Source organism: Halalkalibacter sp. APA_J-10(15) (assembly GCF_023017105.1).
In the GTDB taxonomy this organism is placed as follows: domain Bacteria; phylum Bacillota; class Bacilli; order Bacillales; family Bacillaceae_D; genus Halalkalibacter.
The window spans coordinates 99,858-124,640 of the sequence record NZ_JALKEV010000006.1 but is presented as its reverse complement, the minus strand read 5'-3'; the positions used below and the strand labels follow the sequence as shown (position 1 = coordinate 124,640).

Sequence of the window (24,783 nt, the reverse complement as noted above, 5' to 3'; positions counted from 1 at the left end):
GGTTAGGAATGAATGTAACAGAAGCAATGGATTGCCTAAAGGAACGTGGATATAAGCACACAGGTAAACGTGAGGATATGCTACATCTATTTGCGAACGAAAAAAGGTATTTGTCGGCTAAAGATGTGTTAGAGTTCTTACAGCCTGATTACCCAGGTATGAGCTTTGACACGATTTATCGTAATTTAGCTTTGTTTTCGGAATTAGGAATATTGGAAACAACAGAATTAGACGGAGAAAAACGATTTCGTTTTACATGTTCTACGAACTCTCACCATCACCATTTAATTTGCTTAGAATGCGGGAAAACAAAGCATATTGATAACTGTCCAATGGATTCGATTTCAAGTTCATATCCTGACTTTGAGGTAACAGGACATAAATTCGAAATTTATGGTAAGTGTGAAGATTGTAAGTCATAATGCCAACACTTCACACGAGTGATTTCCCTTCGCTTGTACAAGCTAAAAATCAGGAGGGGGATACAAATGGCCAAGCCGGTTGTGAAGTGTCATGTATCAAACTGTTCTTATTGGGGAAATGGAAACCGTTGTCAAGCGGAAGCGATTTTAGTGGAAATGGATGCGCATGCTGAACGTGACTATTCTGCAGAATTTAGTGAAGAATTAAGTGAGCAAACGAATCACGCACAGGAGCCTGCACAAACGTGCTGTCATACGTTTAAACCGAAATGTAAATAAAATAAAAAAGAGTGTGGCGTTCTTCTTAGCCACACTCTTTTTATAGTGAAAGATGTTTATTGGCGTTGTAACGCTTGCTCTGCTAACCATCTTTCCACCCATGCTTTTGCCTCTAACCAATTTGTAGCACGAATGACGAGTTCAGGTGCTGGTAGGCGATTGTAGGGAGTATCTAATAAGATGACAGGAATTTGAAACTCTTCAGCTATCGCGACTGCATTATCATGCTTGTCTTCAAAAAATATGTCTACTGCGTGTTCTTTAATGGCGTCTAGCTTATCGTGCTTGCCAACTAATTCAATGTGATCAAAAGGTAATTGTTTTTCGGTAAACCATTGATGGGTAATATCAGTTAAATGCTTCCTTCTTGCTGTAATGTAAACAAGATCATGATGTTTGTTCCACTCATGTAGCGTTTGTTCTGCATTCATTGCAATCGGAGCTTCTGAATAGATCGTTCCTTCAAACTGTCCCATCCACTCCCAAAATTGTTCTTCAGTAATACCTAATATTGACGTTAAGTCGTATTCAATCAAATGATCTAGCGTTAAATTTTTTTTGAAATGCTTATTTAGGTAGGGAATAAATGTATTTGGATCGGTAACTGTCCCGTCAATGTCAAAACCCATACGTTTCTTCTTCATATTATCACCTCAACAACTTTACCTTACAGTAATTTTGAATCGAGGTCTAGTTATAAATTTGTAAAGTTTAACACCGATAATTTTGAAAAGGTTGAGTCATACTAAAACTGTTCCCCGAACATATCTCAAAAAGGAGGGACTTCTTATGGCAGAAAACAAAGGGCCAAATCAAAATGAGCCTGTTCGTTTAGTCGATGATAATGATCGCTCATTAACATTGGTTAATAACCATGTTGATGGTCGTGACAATGGACAAGGCTTGAGTTCAGAACCGAATGATGAATTTAATTCAGAAGCAAACTACGACGAAGAGTATGCTCCTGAATATACGTATGATGAGGATTACGATGAGGAAACAGCGATGGAATATGCAAATGGGATTGGAATAGATAGACGCTCTGAGGATGCAGAAACAGCTGAAGCTAATCCGAATGACGTAGCTGCGGGTCGTGGCGTCGGCACATTTGCGATCGTACTTTCTATATTGTCACTGTTTTTCTTACCGATTTTGCTTGGTGCAGCAGGTATTGTTGTAGGATTTATTTCACGGAGAGTTGGATCAAATGCAATGGGGAATTGGGCAATTGGTATTGGTGCGGTTTCCATTATTATGACCGTATTCTTTTCACCATTTTTCTAGCGGGAGATCATGAAGAAAGGGAGTGCAACAGCACTCCCTTTCTTTGCTTTACAATTAAACAGTCGTCTCTTCTTCTGCCTTTTTGGCAAAGAATTCTTCCGCTATCTTATCGACTTCTTTTTTTAGCTCTTCAACCATTGTTTCTTCTGGTACTTTACGAACAATTTCTCCTTTGCGGAAAAGCAAGCCTTCACCACGAGCGCCAGCAATTCCAATGTCAGCTTCCCGTGCTTCTCCTGGTCCATTTACGGCACATCCGAGAACGGCTACTTTAATTGGCGCTTTAATTGTAGAGATATATTCTTCAACATCATTGGCAATACTTATTAGGTCAATTTCTATTCGACCACAAGTAGGGCATGATATAAGAGTTGCCGCATTGGCTGCTAATCCAAATGATTTTAATAACTCTCGAGCAACTTTCACTTCCTCTACAGGATCGGCACTTAAAGAAATACGAACCGTATTACCAATGCCTAAATTTAGAATAGCTCCCAGTCCAGCAGCGCTTTTTACAGTTCCGGCAAAGAGTGTTCCAGATTCAGTAATTCCGAGGTGCAGGGGATAACTAAATGCTTTGGCCGCTTTTTCATATGCTTCTATCGCTAAATTCACATCTGATGCTTTCATCGAAACGATAATGTCATGAAAATCAAGATCCTCTAGAATTTTAATATGATGGAGAGCACTTTCAACCATCCCATCTGCTGTTGGATAACCATACTTGTCTAAAATACGCTTTTCTAAAGATCCTGCATTGACACCAATTCGAATAGGGATTCCTTTTTCTTTTGCTGCTTTGACGACGGCTTCCACTTTATGACGTCTACCAATATTTCCTGGATTAATTCGAATTTTGTCAGCTCCACCTTCAATGGCTTTTAGGGCTAGCTTATAGTCAAAATGAATATCCACTACAAGTGGAATGTTAATTCTCGCTTTAATATCTGCGATCGCTTCGGCTGCACGCATATCTGGACATGCAACTCGGACGACTTGACAGCCTGCTTCCTCAAGTCGATTAATTTCTGCAACGGTCGCGTCTACATCATGTGTTTTCGTTGTTGTCATACTTTGAATGACAACTTCATTATTTCCTCCAATCGTCAAATTTCCGACCTTTACGGGACGAGTTTTTGTACGATGAACTAGTTCGGTCATTGACCAATCGCTCCTTTGTTTTGAAGGGAAACCTTCACAAATTCCTAAGACAGTCTCATTCATTTTATCAATGACTTGTTTCATTTGGCAAGGATAAAACTCACTGACTTAAAAATTCACATAATAAATGGTCTTTAAGAGGTTGTACAAAAAGGGTGCATCTTTCTCATAACAAACGGAACAGTGAAGGGTAATTAGGGATAGATTGGAAATAAATATTCGTGTCCAACTTGCATTTCTTCAGGTTCAATTCCATTTAATTGTTTAAAATCAAATATAATTTCTTGGATCGTTGCTGGAATCGGCCCTGTATGTAAATGCTCGACGACAGAAAGAACGGTTTGTCCATGCTCTACTTGAATAACCTCGTATGGTTCATTGTTTGACGTAATGACTTCTGTTGTATGTACTTCATTGGCTTCTGTTTCTGACTCTAACGAGTAGTCTCTTTGTTGATCTTTTTGAGAGAGTCCGTTGGGTAAAGTGCCAATCGTTAGATCATAATAAGTGCTGTATAAAAAAATGAAAATAAGAATAAATGCCAACAGTCTTTTCATATGCTTGTCCTCCTCCGTCTTCTCTTATTTAAGAAGTATATGATTGCAAAGGATGATTTATGCTTAATATGGAAAAAAATTCTTCGTATAATGCAAAAGGTGGTGAATAAAGTGAATACTAAGGGGTCCAATATGTCGATTTCGATATTTTTTATTGGATTATTGCCTTTTATTATGGTAATGGGGAATTCTTTATTCATCCCACTAGTGCCATCTATTCAGAAAACATTTCAATTAACAACTGTTGAAAGTGGTTGGTTTTTAACAAGCTTCTCGGTTCCCGCTGCTTTTTTTGTCCTAATTGGTGGTATCGTTTCAGATCATTTTGGCCGGAAGCGGATTTGCGCTATTGGCTTGATTCTCATTATAGGAGGGTGTATCCTCTCCACAATTTCTTTATTTTATGTAAGTGCTTCCTGGAACTTTCTTATTGCAGGACGCGTCATTCAAGGAGTAGGCGCTGGAATCGTAAGCCCATTAGCAATGGCTTTTATTGCTGAATTATATGATGGGAAAGAACGGTTAAAAGCGTTCGGTACAATTGAAGTGTATAATGGAGTGGGGAAATTGATCAGTCCAATCTTAGGAGGTTTTATGTTACTCTTATCGTGGAATATAAGTTTTATCTTATATTTAGCTATTGCACTACTTGCTTTAGCAGGGATTTTTATTTCAATACGAAAAGAATCAATAACTAACTCGTCGCTATCGCTGAAACAGTTGATTCGTTCGCAAAATCAAATGTGGCAAGAGCACTGGCGTTGGCTTCTTCCAATTACGTATGGTGGAGGAGTTGGAATGTTTTTGTTGTTCGGTTATTTATTTTATTTATCGTATGTATCAGAACAAGCTTCTCCTTTTCCAAGTGAATGGAATGGAGTCATAATCGCTTTTCCTCTTATAGGACTAACTGTATGTTCCTATGTAACTGGACGTTTTTTGAAAAATACTACAGATATGTACAAACGGATGATGCTTTATGGTGTGATGCTGATGGTCGCTGGAACATTAGGACTGTTTGCTCGTGAAAGCTTTTCATTTATTGTACTAGCTATGTTTTTCTTTGCAGCTGGTCTTGGTATTTTCTTGCCTGCTGCTAATGCGGCATTAGCAGCTATTGTGTCAAAGGAAACGAGAGGTGCAGTCTTTGCAAGTTATTCAATGATACGATTTTTAGGTGTCGCCTTTGGACCTGTTCTGTTTGGCATTTGGATGACAAATATGGAACAACTTATTTTTAATGCTTTCTTTTTTATAAGTGGATTAGCTTTATTTATGACGATGAGCTGGCACTGTTTTCCGATTGGACATGATTGTGATCACGAGAAAATGTCACATATATAAGCTAAAAATAAGTCTTAAGTCCCTTTTCTTATTGTCGGAAAAGGTGTTTCTTTAAAGAATAGATCGTACTTTATTGATCTATGATGGAAGTATGAATGCAGAGGAGTAGTGAAAACGATGAAACGACTGATAACAAAAAGCTTTTTGTTCTTTTTAATAGGACTTCTTCTTCTACCAACGGTTCTACCTGCTGTTGCGTTGGCAGATGCAATGCCTGGCGATGTCATTGTAACGTTAGGAGAGGATTTAAGTGAGTCACAGCATCAGCAGCTAATGAATGAAATGGGTGTGACAGAGGACAACCTCATTGTTTATGTCTCTAACGAGGAGGAGCATCAATATTTAGGAAGCTATATTAGTGCTGCCAGAATTGGAACGAACGCTCTTTCTTCATCAAAAATTACGTTGCTTGAAAGTGGAGAAGGTCTTTCGGTTGAGACGAATCGAATTGATTGGATTTCTGATGAAATGTATATGAATGCTTTAATTACAGCAGGAGTAGAGGATGCAGACATTTATGTAACAGCACCAATAGATGTTTCGGGTACTGCTGCCTTAACGGGACTGTTAAAAGCGTACGAAGTGGCAATGGAGATCGAAATACCTGAGGAGCAGAAGCAAATTGCCAATGAAGAGATGGTGAAGACTGGGGAGCTAAGCCATACGATTGGTGCTGAAAATGCGACTGAATTAATGAATCGTATTAAAGAAGAAATAGGAGATCAGCCGATTGAATCGGAAGAGGATCTTCGTGCGCTCATCCAACGTATTGCTAATGAAATGGGAATTACATTAACAGATGAAGAGCTTAATGGGCTTATTTCGTTGTTTATGCGAATGAAAGATCTAAACATTGACTGGAATCAAGTACAGGACCAAATTAATAATGTACGTGATAACCTAGGTGATTATTTGAACCGTGAAGAAACACAAAGCTTTATTCGGAGCGTATTGGATTTCTTCAGTCGTCTCATTGATGTCATTAAAGGCTGGTTTAGTTAATCTTTACGATCAATGCGATAGACTTTGCTAGAGGTTGTTCTTAAAGGAGAAAATAGCTCCTTTGGACAACCTTTTAAAATGTGCGGTACTCTTTTTTTATAGAATATCACTTGTTATAATTAGTTTTGAAAGTAAGTGAAACCAATTGATGTGATGATCGTAAATAAAAGTGTAGTGAGAATAGGAGGTGGAATGATGCAATGGTTAGATTCTGAAACAATTGGCTTTTTATTTGTATTTTTAGGTACGTTATTTTTGATTGGTGAATTGTTTGTGAGAGCGAAAGGGATTTTTGCTATTCTTGGTGTTGCGATTATGGCAACTTTTTTCTCTTACCATGTTTCAACAGATGCAGGTATGTGGGTCGTTATTTTATATGTTATAGGTCTATTACTCATTATTATAGACGGGAAGGTAATTACTGATGGTTCGGTTGCACTTATAGGTGTTGTCTTAATGATTGTAGGTCTAGCAATTCCTTCACCGACCTTTCTCTATGGTGTATTTGTTTCGATGGGGTTTATCCTTGGTGGGTTCAGCTCGTTGCTCTTCTTGAAAGTATTTCCTTCAAGGGATTTATGGGCAAGGATGACCTTAAAGGATCGGCTAACTGGTGACTTAGGATATAACTCCATTAACGATGAATACAAAGAGCTTGTAGGAAAGAAAGGTCGAACACTAAGTCCATTTCGCCCTACTGGTTCAATTGTCATTGAAGATCGTCAGTACAGTGCAACGAGTGGTGGACAGTGGCTGGAGGCTAATGCCGATATCATTGTCGTTTCTGTTGATGGAACTCGCATTGTCGTTAAACAGATTGAAGAAAATGACGAGCAATAATAGAATAGAGGATTCTAGATAAGAGTCACATAAGCTGTTTTTTGGCTTATGTGACTCTTTTTAGCAGTTCAGAATGATATTAATTATCGTGTTTTTTCTCAAGTTGTTTTACGAGGTAGGGGGATTTGACGAATACTAAGAGTAATCATACTCATACTAACAATGATATACCAAATGATATGAAGGTCGATTATTAAAGTATCTACCCAAAAAAAGAGAAGGGTAGGTAATGTGATCGCATGTGCAGCTATGCTCCAAAGGTGGCGGTATTCAAGGTTGCGTTTTTGTCGAATAGGTAGAGCAAGAAACGCTAATAAAGTAATCCCTAAATAAGCAGAACCAGATAGAATGGCATATAGGAATAGAGTGATAATGATTAATAACAACGGTATGAAGCTATGCAGCTGTTCTACACGATCATTGATGTCTCCTTCATTTACACCATTTAAACCTAATAGCGAGTAAGATACAGTCAATGACTCGTTATAATCAATTATATGTAGATCATGTTGTGAGAATACAATTCCTCGACTGTCGGCTAAGTGATCCTCTGAAAAGGATTGATTTGGGTCAAAAAGAAGCGTCCCTAGCTGATCGTTCTTTAATTGAAAATAGGGTGTGTCTTCTTCTAGTAGTAGTTCTCCATTCTCAATGGAAAACGATGGTAATCCTAAATGGATTGTATCTTTAAGTTGCTGCACGGAATGATAGATCGATGTATTCATGATAAAGAAATATGGAAGACTTGCTATGAGAACGAATAAAAACACATGACCAATGGTTGATGTAATTGGACGAAAGCGGCTATAAGCGATCACTTTAAATTGAGTAAGGCTTTTATAAAACCAACTGGAAAAATTCATACGACATTCCTTTCCGATTTAACGATACGAATATATATTATCAAAACTTTAACATATAGTCAGTTTTTAGTTATTAAAATGTGATCTTTTGATGAAAGTTGAGTTCGAAATGAACCATTTACATAGCTTCTTTTAAAATGGTAAAACTTATTTAAATTATTTCTCACTTTTGTGTTTACAAAACGTTATGTAATACTTAATAATAGACTAGGTGTCCATGTTGAGCTTTGTCGAAAAAATAGAAAAAAAGAAGCGACATGACTTTCAAATGAAGGGATGAGGATTTTGGATTTACAGACGCTCTTGTTCATGTTTTTTGGTGGTCTAGGAATTTTCTTATTCGGTATTAAATTTATGGGGGATGGTCTACAGAAGGTAGCTGGGGAGAGATTACGTGATATTCTAGACAAATTTACAACAAATCCTGTAATGGGGGTATTTGCAGGAATATTTGTAACCGTATTGTTACAAACAAGTACAGGAACGACTGTATTAACAATTGGATTAGTGAACGCCGGCTTTATGACATTAAAGCAAGCGATTGGCGTTATTATGGGGGCAAATGTAGGGACAACCGTTACAGCCTTCATTATTGGAATTAAAATTTCCGCATATGCATTGCCGATTATCGCATGCGGTGCAGCGCTGATTTTTTTCTTTAAAAATAAAAAAGTAAACAACTTTGGACAAGTTATATTTGGTTTCGGAGCTTTATTCTACGGTCTTGAATTAATGGGTGATGGCTTGCGACCAATCCGTGACTTACAAGTGTTTGCTGATTTGACAGTAAGTATGAGCAATATGCCGCTCCTTGGGGTCTTAATCGGTACTATTTTCACCGTTGCGGTTCAAAGCTCAAGTGCCTCGATTGGGTTATTACAGCAGTTATATGAACAAGGGGCTATGGGATTAGATGCGGCATTGCCAGTCTTATTTGGTGATAATATCGGAACGACGATTACAGCGATATTAGCCTCAATTGGAGCTTCGATTGCAGCGAAACGTGCTGCGTTAACTCATGTCATTTTTAACTTAATTGGAACGATTATTGTGTTATTGTTGTTTATTCCATTCTACGAATTAGTATCGTACTTATCAGTAGAGCTTGGCTTAAATGAACGAATGCAAATTGCATTTGCGCACGGTATTTTTAATGTGTCAAATACATTAATTCAGCTCCCATTCGTAGCCGTATTGGCGGTGATTGTGACGAAGCTTATACCAGGTGATGAGATCAACATTGAGTATAAAGCAAAGCATCTTGACCCTCGTTTCATCGGAAGTTCACCAGCTATTGCCTTAGGACAAGCGAAGCAGGAAGTGTTACGTATGGCTGAATTTTCAGAAAAAGGTCTACTTGAAGTTAGCCAATATTTGGTGAATGGCCAAAAGCGTCATGCTGAGATCGCTGTTCAATTTGAAGAAGCGATTAATAATTTAGACCGGAAAATTACCGATTACTTAATTCAAATTTCCTCTAGGTCGTTATCAGTTCAAGATTCGAAGCTCCATTCGGTTTTAATGGATACGGTTCGCGATATTGAACGGATTGGTGATCACATTGAAAACATTGTAGAGCTTAAGGATTATCAAAAAGCAAACAAGGTCAATTTAACAGAAAGCGCAGTGGATGATTTAAAGGAAATGTGCGATTTAACTTTGTCAACACTAAAAGAAGCAATACAGTCATTAGAGCTTCTTGATCATGATATGGCGAATTCTGTCATTGAAAAGGAAGAGAAGATTGACAAGATGGAAAGAAAGCTAAGAAAGAAGCATATCCAACGTGTCAATGAAGGAAAATGTACAGGATCTGCCGGGATTGTTTTTGTTGATATTGTTAGTAATTTAGAGCGGATTGGTGATCATTCAGTTAATATTGCAGAAGCGGTTATCGCAGACGATCATCACTAATGACTTAATGAGTTGGAGGCGTCTAATAAAGGGTTATTTTGTATCTTTTTAGGACGTCTCTGTTATGGAAATTTAACGATTTTGTTGAGAGTTTTGAAAAAGTTGAGACGGTATTTTTTAAAAATGGTTGTCACTTCTAAGCATTTATGGTACTTTATGAAAGCAGTGTTAAACGAGTTTTGAAAAAATGATTGACACGTTAAATAGGTCATGTTATTATAATCCTTGTCTTTCTGAAATGTTCCACAGTAGCTCAGTGGTAGAGCTATCGGCTGTTAACCGATCGGTCGTAGGTTCGAATCCTACCTGTGGAGCCATGTGGCGGTGTAGCTCAGCTGGCTAGAGCGTACGGTTCATACCCGTGAGGTCGGGGGTTCGATCCCCTCCGCCGCTACCATTATACATAAAAAGAAATAAGGACCCTTAGCTCAGTTGGTCAGAGCAGTCGGCTCATAACCGATCGGTCGTAGGTTCGAGTCCTACAGGGTCCACCAACTTATTTATGGAGGAATACCCAAGTCCGGCTGAAGGGATCGGTCTTGAAAACCGACAGGCGGGTTAAACCGCGCGGGGGTTCGAATCCCTCTTCCTCCGCCATACATAAGAAATCAGTAAAGCGCCTTAGAGGGGCTTTTTTATTTTGTTTAAGGATAGACGTTCATGGGTATAGTAAAAAAGGTTTTTAAGTATTCATTGCCTCTTTTTAGATTTGTAAGCATTATTTGTTGCAACGATATTTAAATTTTGGTAATGTAAGTGTTGGAAAGACTTTTTAAACATTTTTGTTTATTAAGTTAACCTTAAAAAACTAGTTTGTAGGAGGAGATTTAAATGTCATACGAATTACCACAATTACCTTATGCAGCAAACGCATTAGAACCACACATTGATGAAGCGACAATGAACATTCACCACGGAAAGCATCATAACACTTATGTAACTAAGTTAAATGATGCACTTAAAGGACATGATGAGCTTGCAAGTAAAAGTGTAGAAGAGCTAGTATCTAACCTTGATGCTGTTCCAGAAAGCATCCGTACAGCAGTTCGTAATAATGGTGGTGGTCACGCTAACCATACATTATTTTGGAAGCTTCTAAGCCCGAATGGTGGAGGCGCGCCAACAGGTGAGCTTGCAGCAGCCATTGATGAAGCGTTCGGAAGCTTTGACAAATTCAAAGAAGAATTTGCAAATGCTGGTGTAACTCGCTTTGGTTCAGGATGGGCTTGGTTAATTGTTGACGGCGGAAAGCTAGCAATTACAAGTACCCCAAATCAAGATACACCATTAATGGAAGGAAAGACACCTGTTCTCGGATTAGATGTTTGGGAGCACGCATACTATTTAAATTATCAAAATCGTCGTCCAGACTACATAAATGCATTTTGGAATGTAGTGAACTGGGACGAGGTTGCGAAGCTTTATAGCGCAGCAAAATAACAATGTATTTCGAGAGCTTGAGCCTTTGGCTTAAGCTTCTTTTTCGTTGTGGGCATTCATTCTTCTCGTAACTCTTCTTTGTATTTTCGTGTGTATAACGACTTTCTTACGTGACACACTATCTGTGAGGGTGGTGGAGATTCGTGAAGGTATCGTTTATAAAGAAGGTCATTGGAGATATAGAGGTAACACGTGATTTAGTTTTGTTATTAATAATTGGCGGGTTATACGCTTTAAGTGTAGCCTTATCAAATACATTTGTGAACGTGTATTTATGGAAGCAATCAGGTGAATTTATTGATTTGGCTTTGTATAATTTAGGCTCGGTCGTGATGCAGCCTATTGCTTTCATTTTTGCTGGGAAAGTCGCAAAGAAAATCGACCGAGTTATCGTGTTGCGAGCAGGAGTTATAACATTGGCCGTCTTTTTTACGACAGTACTATTGCTAGGGGATCGAGCCAACTCGTATTTAATTTTGTTAGGTGTATTATTAGGAATGGGGTTTGGGTTTTATTGGCTAGCATTTAATGTGCTAACCTTTGAAATTACGGAGCCTGAAACAAGGGACTTTTTTAATGGCTTTTTAGGTCTTTTAACATCATTTGCTGGAATGATTGGACCGATTATGTCAGGTATTATTATTACTAAAATGAATAAATTCACCGGATATACGGTCATTTTTACGATATCATTAATTTTATTTGTCATTGCAGTATTAATGAGTTTTATGCTTAAGCGACGCTCTGCAGAAGGTCGTTTTTTTTTCAAACGGATTTTGGCAGAACGAAAAAAAAATCACAATTGGAAGCAAATATTACATGCTCATTTTTTTCAAGGGTTACGTGAAGGGACGTTTATGTTCGTCATAGTAGTATGGGTGTACATTGCAACGGGAAGTGAGCTAGCGATTGGTACATACGGACTCGTTGCATCAGGGGTGCAATTTCTTGCTTATTACGTTGTAACAAGAGTGATTAAGTCAACACGTAGAAAAAGGTTTATTTTCATTGGTGGGACTATTTTGTATTTAGCTATATTTATTATTGTCTTTGGAGACTTAACATTTACAAAATTAATCACATACGGGGTTATTATTTCAATGGCTTATCCATTACTATTAGTTCCGTATGTTTCGCTTACGTATGATGTAATTGGAAAGGGCTGGAAGGCTGCAGAGATGAGAGTTGAATACATTGTTGTGAGAGAATTATTTTTAAATACAGGTCGAATTGTATCAGTGTTAACGTTTATTGCAACGGTTACCTTTTTTTCGGAAGAAAGAGGCATTCCGATATTGCTCCTTATTTTAGGGGCAGGACATGCTGTGATATACTTCTTTATCCGAAAGGTTGATTTCAAGCCGAACAAGGGCGGAGACAATTATGCTTTCTCACGACAGGATAAAGGTGAGGGTGATTCAGGTAGTTCAACAGTATAAAAATAACGATACAATGATAGCGTTTTCATTTGACAACCGTCAATCGAATGGTATAATAGAATCAAATAAGACAAATAACGTCGCCTGCCGTGTTAGTCAGCTTCTCCTTGTTTCGAACCTTGATTGAAAATAGGGAGTTCTATATTGAATGTTAGACAGTAAGCCAACGTGACTTGGACACTGGAAGACATTCTGCGAACACCCACCTACGAGTGTAGGTTCATGAAACAATTGAAGCAACGGCATACGCGGGTTACACTTTATGAACAGAATAGACACCTTAAGTGGGTGTCTATTCTGTTATGCAAGGAGGAACGGGATGTGGGGAGAATGAAGAAGGGCAAGAAAAAGCATCATGTTCCTGCACGCTTAAATGTACTCTTTTTCGCAGTATTCATTCTGTTTGCAGCGTTAATACTGCGATTAGGAATGGTGCAAATCGTTGAAGGGGAAGAGTATGTGAAGGAATTGCAAAGAACGAGCAATGCGACAGCCCGCATTGATGCGCCTAGAGGGGTTATGTTTGATCGTTATGGTCATGTTGTTGTAGACAATGAATTAGAGCTATCTGTCACATATACAAACCCATCTGAGGGAACGAGTAATGTTGAATTAATGAGAATTGCGTCTGAGCTTTCTCCATTGTTAGAAATGGATGCAAGTCGAGTAACCGATCGTGATATACGTGATTATATTCTTATTAATATGAGTCAGGAAGATCGATTGGAGCTAGTTCCAGCAGAAGATCGCAGAGATTTAGATAATACGGAAGAATATTTATTGGAAATTGAAGCGATCACCGATGAAATGGTTGAAGCCGTTTCTGAGCAAGAGCTGCAAACAATCGCTGTGTTTCGTGAAATGGTACGTGGTTATGCGAATACACCGCAACGAATTAAACGAGATATATCAGAAGATGAGGCACATGTCATTAGTGAAAATCTCTATCGTTTGGATGGAGTTGATATTTTACGAGATTCACGACGGTCCTATGTATATGGAGAATCATTCCGGAGCTTCTTTGGCTCAACAGGTCAAATTCCGCGAGAGCGATTAGATGCTTTCCTTGCACGTGGGTATGACCGTTCTGATATTGTTGGAACGAGCTTTCTTGAAGCACAATATGAAAATGTGCTCCGTGGGCAGAAGGCTGTTGTCGAAAGTGTGATGACACAATCAGGAAACCAAACCGTTAATCGTGCTATTGAGGAACGAGAAGGACAAAGAGGGAATGATCTTGTTCTTACGCTAGATATGGAGCTACAGCAAGTCGTCGAGCAAGCGATTGAGAAACAAGTGACAACAGGTAATCCATTCCTATCAGATCGTGCGGCCTATGCGATCTTTATGGACCCGAAAACAGGTGACATCTTATCAATGGCTGGTTATTTCGATCCTCATGATAGTGAACGCTCGACGTATGCCGATCATCTCGGTGCTGTGAACAAAGTATTTGAAATGGGTTCATCTATTAAAGGAGCGAGTGTACTAACAGGGTATCAAGAGGGGATTATTTCACCTGGTGATCAATTGAACGACCGAATTATTCGTCTTAATGATGGGCAAGGAGGTTTTATTGAGAAAAGCTCAATTAACCGAAGTACGCATGGTTGGGTTAGTGACCGTCGTGCGCTCGAGGTGTCGTCAAACGTTTACATGTTTGAAATCGGTCTTCGAATGGCTGGCTGCTATAACTCTAATACGGCAAGCTGCTCGTTTCCGACAGCAACTACTCATCAAGCGTTTGACCGTGCTCGATATAACTTCAGTCAATTTGGTCTAGGGACAGAGACGGGGGTAGATTTACCATCTACATCAAATGGTCTCCACGGGTCGGAATTAAACCCAGGTAATTTAGCCGATTTTATGATTGGTCAATTTGATACGTATACGACCTTACAATTAGCGCAGTATGTCTCAACGATTGCTAATGACGGCTACCGGATGCAGCCAAGACTCGTCAGTGAAATAAGAGAGCCTGTCGCTGATCGAAATGAATTAGGAGCGATTATTCAACAGTTTGAACCGAAATTATTAAATCGGATTAATAATACAGACGATGAAATTGCACAAGTACAACGTGGGTTCCGCGATGTTGTAACTAATTCAGGAGGTACTGGCTATCGAAATCTCAGCAGCACCTCTTATAATTTAGCTGCTAAGACAGGAACGGCCCAAGTACGAGTAGCCGTAGGAGAGCCTGGAAATCGCCGAGCTGTAGATGGGAATAATCAAACGTTAGTCGGTTACGCCCCATATGATGATCCGGAAATAGCCTTTGCGATTGTTGTTCCGCAAGTGAAGTTAAATAATCAAGGTGGACGAGGCGGAATGGCACAAGAGATTGCTAAGGACGTTTTAGATTGGTACTTTGAACGTGAAGACTCGATGCGTCATGGACCGGTCAAGCCAGATGCCCCGCTCTTAGAGAATGTCGATAGTGATGAGAATGATCCTGATGTAATTGAATAGTTGTAAAAAAAGAAGAGTGCTAATTAAGACACTCTTCTTTTTTACGACGTAATTAGTACTTATACTCATTCTATGTCATTAACTCGACAATTTCCTCGATCGTCATGTCACTCGTTACCTCATACTTTCCGGTTCGTAGACGGTGAGAGAGCTGTTCGTTTTGTACATAGGAAAGTAAGTCTTGCTCGTTATTAATAATATGCCCACGAACTAATTGTTCAGCGACATCATAGCTAGTCATCCCTTGAGAAATCTCCAGAATCATGACGTAGGTCGTCTGTCTTTCATCCTCATTCTCTTCAGTTCTATCTTCTTGTTCGTCTAACTGAGCATGTAGCTCAGCGAACTCATCTTCAGATATGACAACATACTGCTCTTGTTCGAGCTGTTCAATTAATTGTGTCGTTGAAAGTTCTTCATGAGAAGTTAGTGGTGCTTCACGGTCTTCTTCAGCATCTGTCACTTCCTCTTGACTATGAGAAACGTACAGAGCTCCACCGATAAGTGCCGTTGCTAGAAATAATCCACCAGCAAACTGCTGTAACCCTTTTGCTGCCATTACAATTCCTCCTTCTCCTGCAGTTCGGTAATATAAGGACGTAATAAGCGTTCGACTTCGATAACGGTTAAGCCTGTTTCCTCTGCGATGCTTTCCAATTCTAATTCTTGATTAAATAAACCTATGACCTCACGGAGAAGTTGCTGCTGTGAGCTTGACTTTGCCTTTTGGACAAAAGCTGACTGCTGCTCATTTAAACGAGTTTGACTTTCTAGCTCATCGACTCTTTTCTTAAGCTTGTACAATTCCTGCATATGACGAATGGAAAGCTCTTCTATTTGCTGCTCTAATTCGACTGTTCGATCCTTCTTCATGAATGATAGGATAAAAAGGAGGAATGAGCAGCTAAATAATACGATTATCATGATTTCTACCATAACTTTTTGTTGTCCTCTCTTTCTGTTCACACTTCTATCATTATACATCTATTAGCCTGTGACGAGAAACCCCGTTTTTCATGAACAAAATTCTCGGTTTCGTCGATTCTCATCCTAAAACGACTTTGTTTTTGACAAGAGGTTGCATGCGAATGATGACGAATAATTTTTTTTCCGTTTGTGTGCATCGTTCTATTAAGCATATGACAAAAAAAGACAGATTGACCTCCTTGTTCCTCTACCTAGTGGACGGTATGATAAATATACATCGTAAATGAATGACAAATAACTAGAGGAGGCTTCTTATGAAAGCAGTGATTATGACAGATGGTCGGATGAACGAGTTACATCCATTTACAAGCTCAGTTCCTAAATCAATGCTCCCATTATTACAAAAGCCCATTTTAGAATATATGATAGCTTGGTTAAAGCAACATCGTATCTATGAAATTGTCATCATCGGTTTTGATCGCTTATCTCATCTGAATGAGTATTTTGGAGATGGAAGAAAGTTTGGTTGTCATATTACTTATTTGAACGTTGATCAAGAACCCAAGAGTGTCAATTCCTTCGAATGGTTGAGGGAGTTAGCTAGCGAGCCCATTGTGTTCTTAAATGATGTGTGTCTGACCGAGATGAACCTGCGAGAAGCCATTCACGTTCATATGATTCGCAAAAGTCCATGCACCTTATTAACGAAAGAGTCCGTGAAAGTGAAAGAAAAGCCTCTTATGACAACGACAAATACGGGTCAAATTGTTCAGGTGAAACATGATGGTATGGCAAATCAACGTATACCTATTCATACGATTAATACGGACATATACATCATAGAACCCGGTTGGATAAATTCCTTAAAGACATTGATTTTGAATGGCTTTAACAAGGTGGAAAGCCCCATTTATGGTTGTTACGTTGCAGGCTATTGGCGGCCGATTAAAGCGGTTCATCATTACAGACAAGCACAAAAAGATCTGATGTACAAAGGTTTTTCAGATAGAGTGTGTTAAATGGCGACAAATAAAAGCGGGAGGTAGCTACAATGAATATGGAATGGTTTACAATTATTCGATCATTAGGTATATGGTTAGATGGACAAGTATCATGGTTGAAATCGAAAGAGTGGAATGTTTCGTTGCAACAAGGAAAAGGAACGGAAAGTCCAGTATTAAATGCCTATCATCGTTTTTGGCACATACAAGTAACGATTGTAAAAGATCTTGCAAGCTCATGGGAACTGTCTGAATTAACGTTCATTGTGAAAAACGGCACAAAAAAATCACAGCAAGTTCGAGTTATTGTGAAAAAAGAGCAATATGTAACAGAAGGTATCCCTGTTTCGATGGTCTCTCGAACGAAGCAATCCATTGTTACGTATGAGCGAGACCGTGTAACGCTTCTGTCAACGTCTTTTTTTCAAGATCATCGTTATCAATTAGCAGTTGGAAATGAGAAATCTATATGGAATGAAGCGCTTGGTGTATTAACGTTATCACCGATTTGGCGTGGAGAGCATTCACGAATGGCAGTGATTAATATCGATCTTGAAGGCTACGGGGAGAGGATTGGTCGAATTTGGTATATAACTGGACATTGTGAGGAGGAGTTATACAATCGTCACATGGAAAAATGGATGGCACAGCACGACACAACATCGAAACAGCAATTATCCTAACTCCTTAATGAAAAAGAACTTGATCCTTGCTGAAAGTTTTGCTATTATATTCAAGTATGAACTAAGCACAGTTTGGAGGGATATCACATGCGTGTACAAGTAACTCTTGCTTGCACTGAGACAGGCGATCGCAATTATATTACGACTAAAAATAAACGTACAAATCCTGAGCGTATCGAATTTAAGAAATATAGCCCAAGATTAAAGCGTCATACGCTTCACCGCGAAACAAAGTAAGCAGCTGGATTTTCCACTGCTTCTTTTTTCTTATAGATAGATATAGGGCTACCTTGACATAAGAGGGAGAGGGTGACGTTAGTGGACAGTAAGCAGGTGATTCGCAGAAACGTATTGAATAAGCTTGAGAGTATTTCAGATCAAAATTTCAATAAAACATGTCAATTCATTGCTTCACGCTTCCTTCAATCGACATTTTGGAATAAGTCACAGGTCATAGCGATCACGATTTCAACAAAGCGTGAAGTTCATACATATCCAATTATTGAACAAGGCTGGAAGGAAAACAAACATATCGTCGTACCACGAACCAATTTTCAATCAAAAGCAATGGACTTTTACCGAATTAATAATTGGGATGACGTCGTACAAACACCGAAGCATCTTTTTGAACCAGTTGCTCAAAAGGCGGCAGAGTACTCAAGTGAAGACATTGATTTGATCGTAGTTCCAGGGGTTGCATTTGATCGAAATGGATTTCGAATTGGTTATGGTGGCGGCTTTTATGATCGATATTTAACGAATTACGAAGGTCAAACAGTCGCGCTAGCAACAGATGTACAAATCCAACCAGAGCTGCCTGTTGAGCCTCATGATCGACCAGTTGATTACGTCATCACTGAGAGTAGGTGTTTGACATGTTAGCAGTGCTTCCCTATGTAGGTGTATTACTGTTAGCTATATACGCTAAGCTTGCGAAGAAATTGACGGCATCGGGAACGATAGCCGCTATTTTCGTAGGGTTTGCGATTACTTGGGGTTTTGGCTGGATAGGACTGCTCACATTAGGGCTGTTCTTTTTTAGTTCTAGTTTTTTAAGTTCATTTAAGCAGCATCTTAAAGAGGATGACATTAATGAAAAAGGGAGTACAAGAGATGGCATGCAAGTGCTGGCTAATGGTGGAGTGGCTGCAGTCATGTCTGTTCTTTATGGGGTATTCCTTTCTCCGCTTTATGCGATTGGTTTTTTTGCTAGCTTAGCAGCGGCCAATGCGGATACTTGGGCATCAGAAATAGGTCCACTTAGTAAAAAGAGACCTGTACATATCGCAACGTGTAAACGAGTTGATAAAGGCACATCTGGTGCCATTTCTACATTGGGCACTTTTGCGGCTTTAGTTGGTAGCTTCGTTATCGCATGTATAGGGTTACTATTCGATGTCACGAATAGTTTACTTATGATAATTATTATAGCGATTTCCGGTTTTGTTGGAAATGTTATGGATACTTTAATTGGAGCATACAGTCAAGTTCTTTATCGCTGCAACCGTTGTAGAATGAATACGGAGAGAAAAATACATTGTGGAAGTAGGACTGAGCAAATAAGAGGCTTAAAGTGGGTCAATAATGATATCGTAAATATGAGCTGTACGATTAGTGCCGCCATTATAGCGATGATTATCGCTTGGTTTATTGTATAGGAGGTAATTGAAATGGATCACGAAGAACAATTAGAGCGTTATTCACGTCAAATGCTTTTTGCTCCAATTGGGAAAGAAGGGCAAGAGGCTCTTTCGAAAAAGTCTGTTCTAATTGTCGGAGTCGGTGCACTTGGTACGGTGTTAGCGAACCATCTTGTTCGTGCAGGAATTGGAATTGTTCGTTTAGTGGATCGCGATTATGTCGAGAAGAGTAACCTTCAACGCCAAATGCTTTTTGATGAGGATGATGTGCTCGCTGCTACCCCAAAGGCAATTGCAGCAAAACAAAAACTTGAGCGTATTAATTCCTCAATTGAAATAGAGGCATATGTGACAGATGTTACGAAGGATACTCTTCCTGCTTTAATGGATGGAATTGATATCGTGCTGGATGGTACAGATAATTTTCGAACTCGTTTTTTATTAAATGATATGGCGTTTCAAGCAGGTGTTCCCTTTGCTTACGGCGGAGCAGTTAGTTCAAGAGGAATGTCTGCCCTCTTTATACCGGGAAAAACTCCTTGCTTACGGTGCTTCATTAACCAAGGTGCAGGCGACGGACAAACATGCGATACGATTGGCGTGATTAGTCCTGTCGTTGATATCGTTGCATCATACCAAGTCGTAGAAGTACTGAAATATTTAGTCGATGATCGTAAAGCGTTACGCCATACATTGAAAAGCTTTGATATTTGGGGCAATCATCAATTTGATTTGAAAATGGATCAGCCGAAGGAACATTGTCCAACTTGCCAGAAGAGAGAATTTCCCGCATTATCTGACGAAGAGGATCATATTACGACGTTATGCGGTCGAGAAACGGTTCAAATTCATACAGGACAAGAGCTGAACTTAGCAGCTTGGTCAAAAAGGCTATCAAAAGTAGCAGAAGTGAAAAAGACGCCATTTCTACTCCGAGCTCATCTATCAGGTGAAGAAAGGCTTGTTCTTTTTCCTGATGGACGTGTGCTTGTTCAAGGCACAGAAGATGTCTCAAGAGCGAAATCCATTTTTAACCAATATATTGGAGGATAATGTAAACAATTGATAAGGATAAAATGCGTGATTCGTTGCACATTAAAAGGAGAACAGTGAAAAAGGTGATTTGTGCTTTTTCAATGGCGACGGCTTGTCTTTTTTCATTGGCATTCATTAAAAGCATAAGGAGGCATTTTATGTTGCAACGTCTCATTTCAATGTTTTCGATTGTTATAACGATTTATTTTGTGTATAAGTACCGTTATCGTGTTATGAACCTGCTGTTAAGTAAGCGTTTGTTACGTAAGCTTGCTGTTAGTTTTGCTATGCAAATTCCCTTTGTACGTGATAAAATTGTCGGCTCAGTGTTACAATTTAATCGTCCCCAAACTTTTTAACAACAGTATATTTTAAAAAAGGCGGTGTGAAAACGACCGCTTTTTTTCATTTTAAGCATAATGTGACGTTACGTGTCTATCTTTTAGTATAATGACAGTAATGTGAGCATAATTGATGCGGGATTAAAGTGAGGGGTCAGTATGGATCAGGTAAGGCTAAATTATTTGTTTTGGATGCTTGTACATGATTATGTAACAAAGAAAAAGTGGCGGTTAATTTCTATGCGTGATCAAGAGGTGTGGCTCGTTAATGAAAAGTCGAAGCCGCGCCAAATTGTGCGATTTGTTCGCCGTGATTTGGATTGGGCTGGAGAGTTAAGGCGTGATGTCGAAAAGGCGGTTATTCTCTTTGAATCTATTCGAACAAGACTTCATTATCGAGAGGTCGAAGGAAAGAATATTTATGTATCGTTGTATCCCCCGGTTGATGATTGGGAGGATATTCAAAAGCCTCTTGCCGCAAATAAAAGAAGAAAGAGTCGCGTCTTTTCAACTGTGCTCACAAAAGATGAAATAGAGAAACGCGATTTAAGAGATCTATATTATTCGGAACAAGTGGAGCAGCTTGAGCTACACACCTATTTATTAAAGCAACAAATTAAACATGTCCATGAGCTAGAAAAAGAAAAGGAAAAATCGATGTTCCAACATGGAAAAAAACCTTATGCGACTTATTTTTTATTAGTGAGTATTGCGATGATGTTTATCATTACGGAATGGGCTGGGAGTAGTACAGATATCATGACGCTAATTGATTTTGGTGCGAAGTACAATCCACGCATAATGGATGGGGAATGGTGGCGCTTCATTAGTGCAATGTTTTTACATATTGGAGTTATTCATCTTTTTATGAATTCTTTGGCATTGTTCTTTTTAGGTGGAGTCGTTGAGCGAATGTACGGGACCACTCGCTTCGTCATCATTTATCTCATTGCTGGACTGTTAGGGTCGATTGCAAGCTTTGCCTTTAACGCTAGTGTGTCTGCAGGTGCATCTGGAGCCATATTTGGCTGCTTTGGTGCGTTGCTCTATTTCGGATTTGTTCATCCATCTTTATTCTTTCGCACAATGGGAAAGAACGTAATCGTTATTTTGGCTATTAACCTCGTATTCGGTTTTGTCGTGCCAGTAGTCGATAACGGTGCACATATCGGAGGGTTGGTCGGTGGATTTCTTGCTGCCGCTATCGTTCAATTACCAAAGCAACATCGAACATGGAAGCGATTCGTATTTGCGATCATCACTCTAATTGTAATCGCTAGTTTAATCGCATTTGGCTGGGTGAATGAAGCGAAGATGACTAATGTGACAACAGAGCTCATTATCGGTCAAATGTATTTACAGGATGATGAGGTCGAAGCAGCGTATCCACATGTAAAGCGAGCATATGAGATGGAGCCTACTATGCCTGAAGCGACATTTTTATTGTCTGTTGCTCAAGCAATGAACGGTAACTATGCAGAGGCTTTACCTTTATTGGAAAAGACTGTAGAAATACGAGCGGATTTCCACGAAGCCCATTACAATATGGCTGTTATTTATACAGAGCTTGGTGAATATGAACAAGCACGGACAGCTGTTGCCCGTGCAATTGAAATTGAAGCGAAAGAGGAATATGTGGAATTAGAAAGAAGTCTAACATTAGATTAGGAGCTTATCGTTTGAATAAATTGAACGGGATTTCCATCTGGTGTGCGGAATAGAATAAAAAAGTGATCAGTCGTTTTCGGTAATAATATGAGCGGGACGGTACTTCCAATTGGACTAGAAACCGTTCCGTCCTCTTGTGCTATGCCCAGTATATAGTGTTTGTACAATCCTTCCCATAACCCACCTAGAAATCGTTGTGATTCTTCTCTTGTTAATCCAGGTAGCTGTTCATATTGAATGAAATCAGTTAATGGTATTTTGACATATTCGTCCTCAGGTAAATGATAATATTCAAATAGATCTTCCCAATCATATTGTTGTTGTTGTTGCAAAATGTAATCTAATACTCGCTTGCTCTCCCATTGCTGTTCAGTTTCTGGAATTCTAAAGGCCTCCAATGGCGAGAGTGGGGAATCGACCACATATAGACGATCAAAGCTTAGCGCTTGGGCGCTACGTATATGGTCATTAGGGTAATGAATTTCGGCATGGTGGAAGGTTACGACACGATAATGTCCACTATCATCTGAAGGAACATGTTTGTTCATTGTTATCGAGTCTGTCTGTTTCTTCCATGTGGATTGGATGTCTTTTAGCAATCCATCTTCAAATAATAACGATACATCTTGTCGTAAAAAGGCTTCTTGGTCTAGTAATGAAGAGGTTTCCCAATTTAATATGTATTCATCTTCATCCTTAGAAGATGAAATGGTAATAGCAGATCGAGATTCAAGAAATTGAGCACTTTCATCAATCGGAAAAAAGATTAAGGTTTCTCGTAATGGTTCGGGCCTTAGCGAAAAGACAAGAAATAAGCCGACGAAAAAGGATAAACTTAATAGAGCGATTGCATATTTCCATTTGTTCATAATTTGTTCCTCCACCTATAGGACAACCGTTTTTGTCATGTATATGTTACATCCTATGGTGATATGCAACGAATATCTAGTTGTATGGAATTACTTGCTTATGCAAATAATCTACATAAGTGAGGTGGAATCAAGTGAATGAAGAACAAACAAATCCAGCAATCAAAAATTATCATAAGACGATTTCTTATTTGAAAAAAGAGTTAGCTATTGATGATAACTTTGACTTAATTCATTTGGAGCTCGAATATGGTGGCCGGCAAATGAGCTTATTTCTAGTCGATGGCTTTGGAAAAGATCAGGCACTAACGGAGATCCAAAAGCAATTGACTAAATTGTCAGATGAAGATTTACAAATTGAACCATTGGAAAAATTAATGAAGCATCAAATTCCATATGTCGAGATTGAAAAAAGTGATGATCTTGATGAAGTCATTGATCAAGTCTTATCAGGGCCAGCGGCTCTCATTGTTGATGGAATTAATCAAGTGATTTTAATTGATACACGGGAGTATCCTGTGCGAGGACCTGAAGAACCTGATTCGGAAAAAGTGATTAGAGGGGCTAGAGATGGTTTTGTCGAGACGTTAGTTTTGAATGCTGCTCTTGTTCGTAGACGAGTTCGAGATCGAACAATGAGAGTAGAATATGTTAAAGTAGGTAGGCGTTCAAAATCGGATATGGCCATTACATATGTAGCAGACATTGCTGATCAACGTTTTGTTAAAAAACTAAAGCGAGAGTTAAAGAAAATTGATACAGATGGCTTTCCGATGGCTGACAAAACGGTTGAAGAGTATATTTATGGGCACTCTCTTAATCCTTATCCACTTGTAAGGTATACAGAAAGGCCAGACGTTGCTGCAACTCATCTGTTGGAAGGCCACATCTTAATTATGGTAGATGGTTCACCAAGTGTTATGATCACACCTGCTTCCTTTTGGCACCATTTACAGCATGCAGAGGAATACCGACAAAAACCACTTGTAGGAGCTGTACATAGGTTTATTCGTTATATTGCTGTTTGGGCATCTTTATTTCTTTTGCCGATGTGGTATTTATTAGCGACACATGAACAATTCGTACCTGCAGCATTTGGATTTATTGGTGAACAGGAAACAGGAGTCATTTCATTATTTGTCCAATTTCTCATTGCTGAAATTGGAATTGAAATGCTACGGATGGCCGCTATCCACACTCCTAATGCTTTAGCTACTGCATTAGGCCTTGTTGCCGCGATTTTAATTGGTGAAGTAGCAATAGAAGTCGGTTTATTTTCACCTGAAGTCGTTCTATATCTAGCGGCTGTTGCAATAGGGTCTTATGCTACACCAAGCTATGAATTGAGCTTAGCTAATCGTTTAGTAAGAGTTGCACTACTTATTTTGACTGCTGCCTTTGGAGTAACAGGTTTCACAGTAGGGACTACACTTTGGTTACTACTATTAGTTCATTACAAAGGGCTAGGTGTTCCCTATTTATGGCCATTTCTACCTTTTGATGCAAAAGCCTTTAGTGATGTATTAGTTCGTAAAGCGATGCCTTATAAGCATCAAAGGCCGAGTATTCTACATCCTGGTGATCCAGACCGATGAAAAGAAG

The 24,783-nt window shown here is 39.1% G+C and carries 26 protein-coding genes, 4 tRNA genes and 1 other RNA gene; 24 read left to right on the top strand and 7 right to left on the bottom strand.

The annotated features are described in order from the left end of the window. Positions 1–8 precede the first annotated feature (8 nt). Together MW695_RS09185 and MW695_RS09180 are read left to right on the top strand one after the other, a co-directional pair. Positions 9–422, top strand: a complete 414-nt coding sequence (locus tag MW695_RS09185) for a Fur family transcriptional regulator (protein WP_247105011.1) — start codon at positions 9–11, stop codon at positions 420–422. A 66-nt stretch (positions 423–488) separates the two neighbouring features. Next, positions 489–701, top strand: coding sequence for a DUF1540 domain-containing protein (locus MW695_RS09180; protein WP_247105010.1), 213 nt, complete (start codon positions 489–491; stop codon positions 699–701). Between the two features lie 56 nt (positions 702–757). On the opposite strand, the gene MW695_RS09175 is transcribed toward MW695_RS09180, so the two are convergent. After that, the gene (locus tag MW695_RS09175; RefSeq protein ID WP_247105009.1) at positions 758–1,345 is read right to left on the bottom strand and encodes a hypothetical protein; all 588 of its coding nucleotides are present in this window, start codon (positions 1,343–1,345) and stop codon (positions 758–760) included. 145 nt (positions 1,346–1,490) lie between these two features. On the opposite strand from MW695_RS09175, the gene MW695_RS09170 reads away from it, so the two are divergent. Further along, positions 1,491–1,985 carry a DUF4190 domain-containing protein gene (locus tag MW695_RS09170; RefSeq protein ID WP_247105008.1) on the top strand — a complete coding sequence of 165 codons (495 nt, stop codon included), beginning with the start codon at positions 1,491–1,493 and terminating at the stop codon, positions 1,983–1,985. 54 nt (positions 1,986–2,039) lie between these two features. Here MW695_RS09170 and ispG read toward each other — a convergent pair whose 3' ends face one another. Both ispG and MW695_RS09160 read right to left on the bottom strand, forming a co-directional pair. Further along, positions 2,040–3,146 (bottom strand): flavodoxin-dependent (E)-4-hydroxy-3-methylbut-2-enyl-diphosphate synthase, encoded by a 1,107-nt coding sequence (gene ispG, locus MW695_RS09165; RefSeq protein WP_247105007.1) that lies wholly within the window; start codon positions 3,144–3,146, stop codon positions 2,040–2,042. Between the two features lie 194 nt (positions 3,147–3,340). Further along, positions 3,341–3,703: a hypothetical protein gene (locus tag MW695_RS09160; protein WP_247105006.1), complete on the bottom strand. Its 363-nt coding sequence runs from the start codon at positions 3,701–3,703 to the stop codon at positions 3,341–3,343. Positions 3,704–3,814: 111 nt separating this feature from the next. Between MW695_RS09160 and MW695_RS09155 the strand changes: the two genes are divergently transcribed. The 3 genes from MW695_RS09155 (at position 3,815) to MW695_RS09145 (ending at position 6,889) form a co-directional block, all read left to right on the top strand. Beyond that, on the top strand, positions 3,815–5,047 hold the full coding sequence (locus MW695_RS09155) for an MFS transporter (RefSeq protein WP_247105005.1): 1,233 nt from the start codon (positions 3,815–3,817) through the stop codon (positions 5,045–5,047). 117 nt (positions 5,048–5,164) lie between these two features. Beyond that, positions 5,165–6,049 (top strand): DUF1002 domain-containing protein, encoded by an 885-nt coding sequence (locus MW695_RS09150; RefSeq protein WP_247105004.1) that lies wholly within the window; start codon positions 5,165–5,167, stop codon positions 6,047–6,049. Between the two features lie 195 nt (positions 6,050–6,244). Continuing rightward, a complete protein-coding gene (locus tag MW695_RS09145; RefSeq protein ID WP_247105003.1) occupies positions 6,245–6,889 on the top strand; it encodes an NfeD family protein in 645 nt (214 codons plus the stop codon). A gap of 98 nt (positions 6,890–6,987) precedes the next feature. Here the strand turns inward: MW695_RS09145 and MW695_RS09140 are convergent, their stop codons facing one another. Then, positions 6,988–7,752 carry a DUF1189 domain-containing protein gene (locus MW695_RS09140; RefSeq protein WP_247105002.1) on the bottom strand — a complete coding sequence of 255 codons (765 nt, stop codon included), beginning with the start codon at positions 7,750–7,752 and terminating at the stop codon, positions 6,988–6,990. 285 nt (positions 7,753–8,037) lie between these two features. Here MW695_RS09140 and MW695_RS09135 point away from each other — a divergent pair, with 285 nt between their 5' ends. From MW695_RS09135 to MW695_RS09095, 9 genes are all read left to right on the top strand, one after another. Further along, a complete protein-coding gene (locus tag MW695_RS09135; protein WP_247105001.1) occupies positions 8,038–9,666 on the top strand; it encodes a Na/Pi cotransporter family protein in 1,629 nt (542 codons plus the stop codon). 242 nt (positions 9,667–9,908) lie between these two features. Beyond that, a tRNA-Asn gene (locus tag MW695_RS09130) sits at positions 9,909–9,983 on the top strand. Positions 9,984–9,986: 3 nt separating this feature from the next. Beyond that, positions 9,987–10,063 (top strand) — tRNA-Met (locus MW695_RS09125). Positions 10,064–10,083: 20 nt separating this feature from the next. After that, positions 10,084–10,160, top strand: a tRNA-Ile gene (locus tag MW695_RS09120). A gap of 10 nt (positions 10,161–10,170) precedes the next feature. Then, a tRNA-Ser gene (locus MW695_RS09115) sits at positions 10,171–10,263 on the top strand. Between the two features lie 234 nt (positions 10,264–10,497). After that, positions 10,498–11,106: a superoxide dismutase gene (locus tag MW695_RS09110; RefSeq protein ID WP_247104999.1), complete on the top strand. Its 609-nt coding sequence runs from the start codon at positions 10,498–10,500 to the stop codon at positions 11,104–11,106. Between the two features lie 143 nt (positions 11,107–11,249). Then, a complete protein-coding gene (locus MW695_RS09105) occupies positions 11,250–12,545 on the top strand; it encodes an MFS transporter (RefSeq protein WP_247104997.1) in 1,296 nt (431 codons plus the stop codon). Positions 12,546–12,623: 78 nt separating this feature from the next. Further along, positions 12,624–12,804: non-coding RNA, 6S RNA (gene ssrS, locus MW695_RS09100), on the top strand. 71 nt (positions 12,805–12,875) lie between these two features. Then, positions 12,876–15,017 (top strand): peptidoglycan D,D-transpeptidase FtsI family protein, encoded by a 2,142-nt coding sequence (locus MW695_RS09095; RefSeq protein ID WP_247105111.1) that lies wholly within the window; start codon positions 12,876–12,878, stop codon positions 15,015–15,017. Positions 15,018–15,087: 70 nt separating this feature from the next. Here the strand turns inward: MW695_RS09095 and MW695_RS09090 are convergent, their stop codons facing one another. Both MW695_RS09090 and MW695_RS09085 read right to left on the bottom strand, forming a co-directional pair. Next, on the bottom strand, positions 15,088–15,576 hold the full coding sequence (locus MW695_RS09090; protein ID WP_247104995.1) for a hypothetical protein: 489 nt from the start codon (positions 15,574–15,576) through the stop codon (positions 15,088–15,090). Next, positions 15,576–15,890, bottom strand: coding sequence for a hypothetical protein (locus tag MW695_RS09085; protein ID WP_247104993.1), 315 nt, complete (start codon positions 15,888–15,890; stop codon positions 15,576–15,578). The genes MW695_RS09090 and MW695_RS09085 overlap by 1 nt, the downstream gene beginning before the upstream one ends. Positions 15,891–16,258: 368 nt before the next feature. Here MW695_RS09085 and MW695_RS09080 point away from each other — a divergent pair, with 368 nt between their 5' ends. The 8 genes from MW695_RS09080 to MW695_RS09045 all read left to right on the top strand — a co-directional run bounded on the left by MW695_RS09080 (position 16,259) and on the right by MW695_RS09045 (position 22,312). Continuing rightward, positions 16,259–16,963 (top strand): sugar phosphate nucleotidyltransferase, encoded by a 705-nt coding sequence (locus MW695_RS09080; RefSeq protein WP_247104991.1) that lies wholly within the window; start codon positions 16,259–16,261, stop codon positions 16,961–16,963. A gap of 32 nt (positions 16,964–16,995) precedes the next feature. After that, a complete protein-coding gene (locus tag MW695_RS09075; RefSeq protein ID WP_247104989.1) occupies positions 16,996–17,628 on the top strand; it encodes a hypothetical protein in 633 nt (210 codons plus the stop codon). A gap of 87 nt (positions 17,629–17,715) precedes the next feature. Continuing rightward, the gene (gene rpmG, locus MW695_RS09070; protein ID WP_034624960.1) at positions 17,716–17,865 is read left to right on the top strand and encodes a 50S ribosomal protein L33; all 150 of its coding nucleotides are present in this window, start codon (positions 17,716–17,718) and stop codon (positions 17,863–17,865) included. A gap of 72 nt (positions 17,866–17,937) precedes the next feature. Beyond that, complete coding sequence (locus MW695_RS09065) at positions 17,938–18,510, top strand: 5-formyltetrahydrofolate cyclo-ligase (RefSeq protein ID WP_247104987.1); 573 nt, start codon at positions 17,938–17,940, stop codon at positions 18,508–18,510. After that, entirely contained in the window at positions 18,504–19,286 is a 783-nt protein-coding gene (locus MW695_RS09060; RefSeq protein WP_247104985.1) for a DUF92 domain-containing protein, read from the top strand. Before MW695_RS09065 ends, MW695_RS09060 begins: the two co-directional genes overlap by 7 nt. Before the next feature lie 12 nt (positions 19,287–19,298). Continuing rightward, positions 19,299–20,321, top strand: a complete 1,023-nt coding sequence (locus tag MW695_RS09055) for a ThiF family adenylyltransferase (protein ID WP_247104984.1) — start codon at positions 19,299–19,301, stop codon at positions 20,319–20,321. Positions 20,322–20,461: 140 nt separating this feature from the next. Then, a complete protein-coding gene (locus MW695_RS09050) occupies positions 20,462–20,662 on the top strand; it encodes a sodium:proton antiporter (protein ID WP_247104983.1) in 201 nt (66 codons plus the stop codon). Positions 20,663–20,803: 141 nt separating this feature from the next. After that, entirely contained in the window at positions 20,804–22,312 is a 1,509-nt protein-coding gene (locus tag MW695_RS09045; RefSeq protein ID WP_247104982.1) for a rhomboid family intramembrane serine protease, read from the top strand. On the opposite strand, the gene MW695_RS09040 is transcribed toward MW695_RS09045, so the two are convergent. Further along, entirely contained in the window at positions 22,309–23,181 is an 873-nt protein-coding gene (locus MW695_RS09040) for a hypothetical protein (protein ID WP_247104981.1), read from the bottom strand. The two genes, MW695_RS09045 and MW695_RS09040, sit on opposite strands and share 4 nt — an antisense overlap. 134 nt (positions 23,182–23,315) lie before the next feature. Here MW695_RS09040 and MW695_RS09035 point away from each other — a divergent pair, with 134 nt between their 5' ends. Further along, the gene (locus MW695_RS09035; protein ID WP_247104980.1) at positions 23,316–24,776 is read left to right on the top strand and encodes a spore germination protein; all 1,461 of its coding nucleotides are present in this window, start codon (positions 23,316–23,318) and stop codon (positions 24,774–24,776) included. The last annotated feature ends 7 nt before the right edge of the window (positions 24,777–24,783 follow it).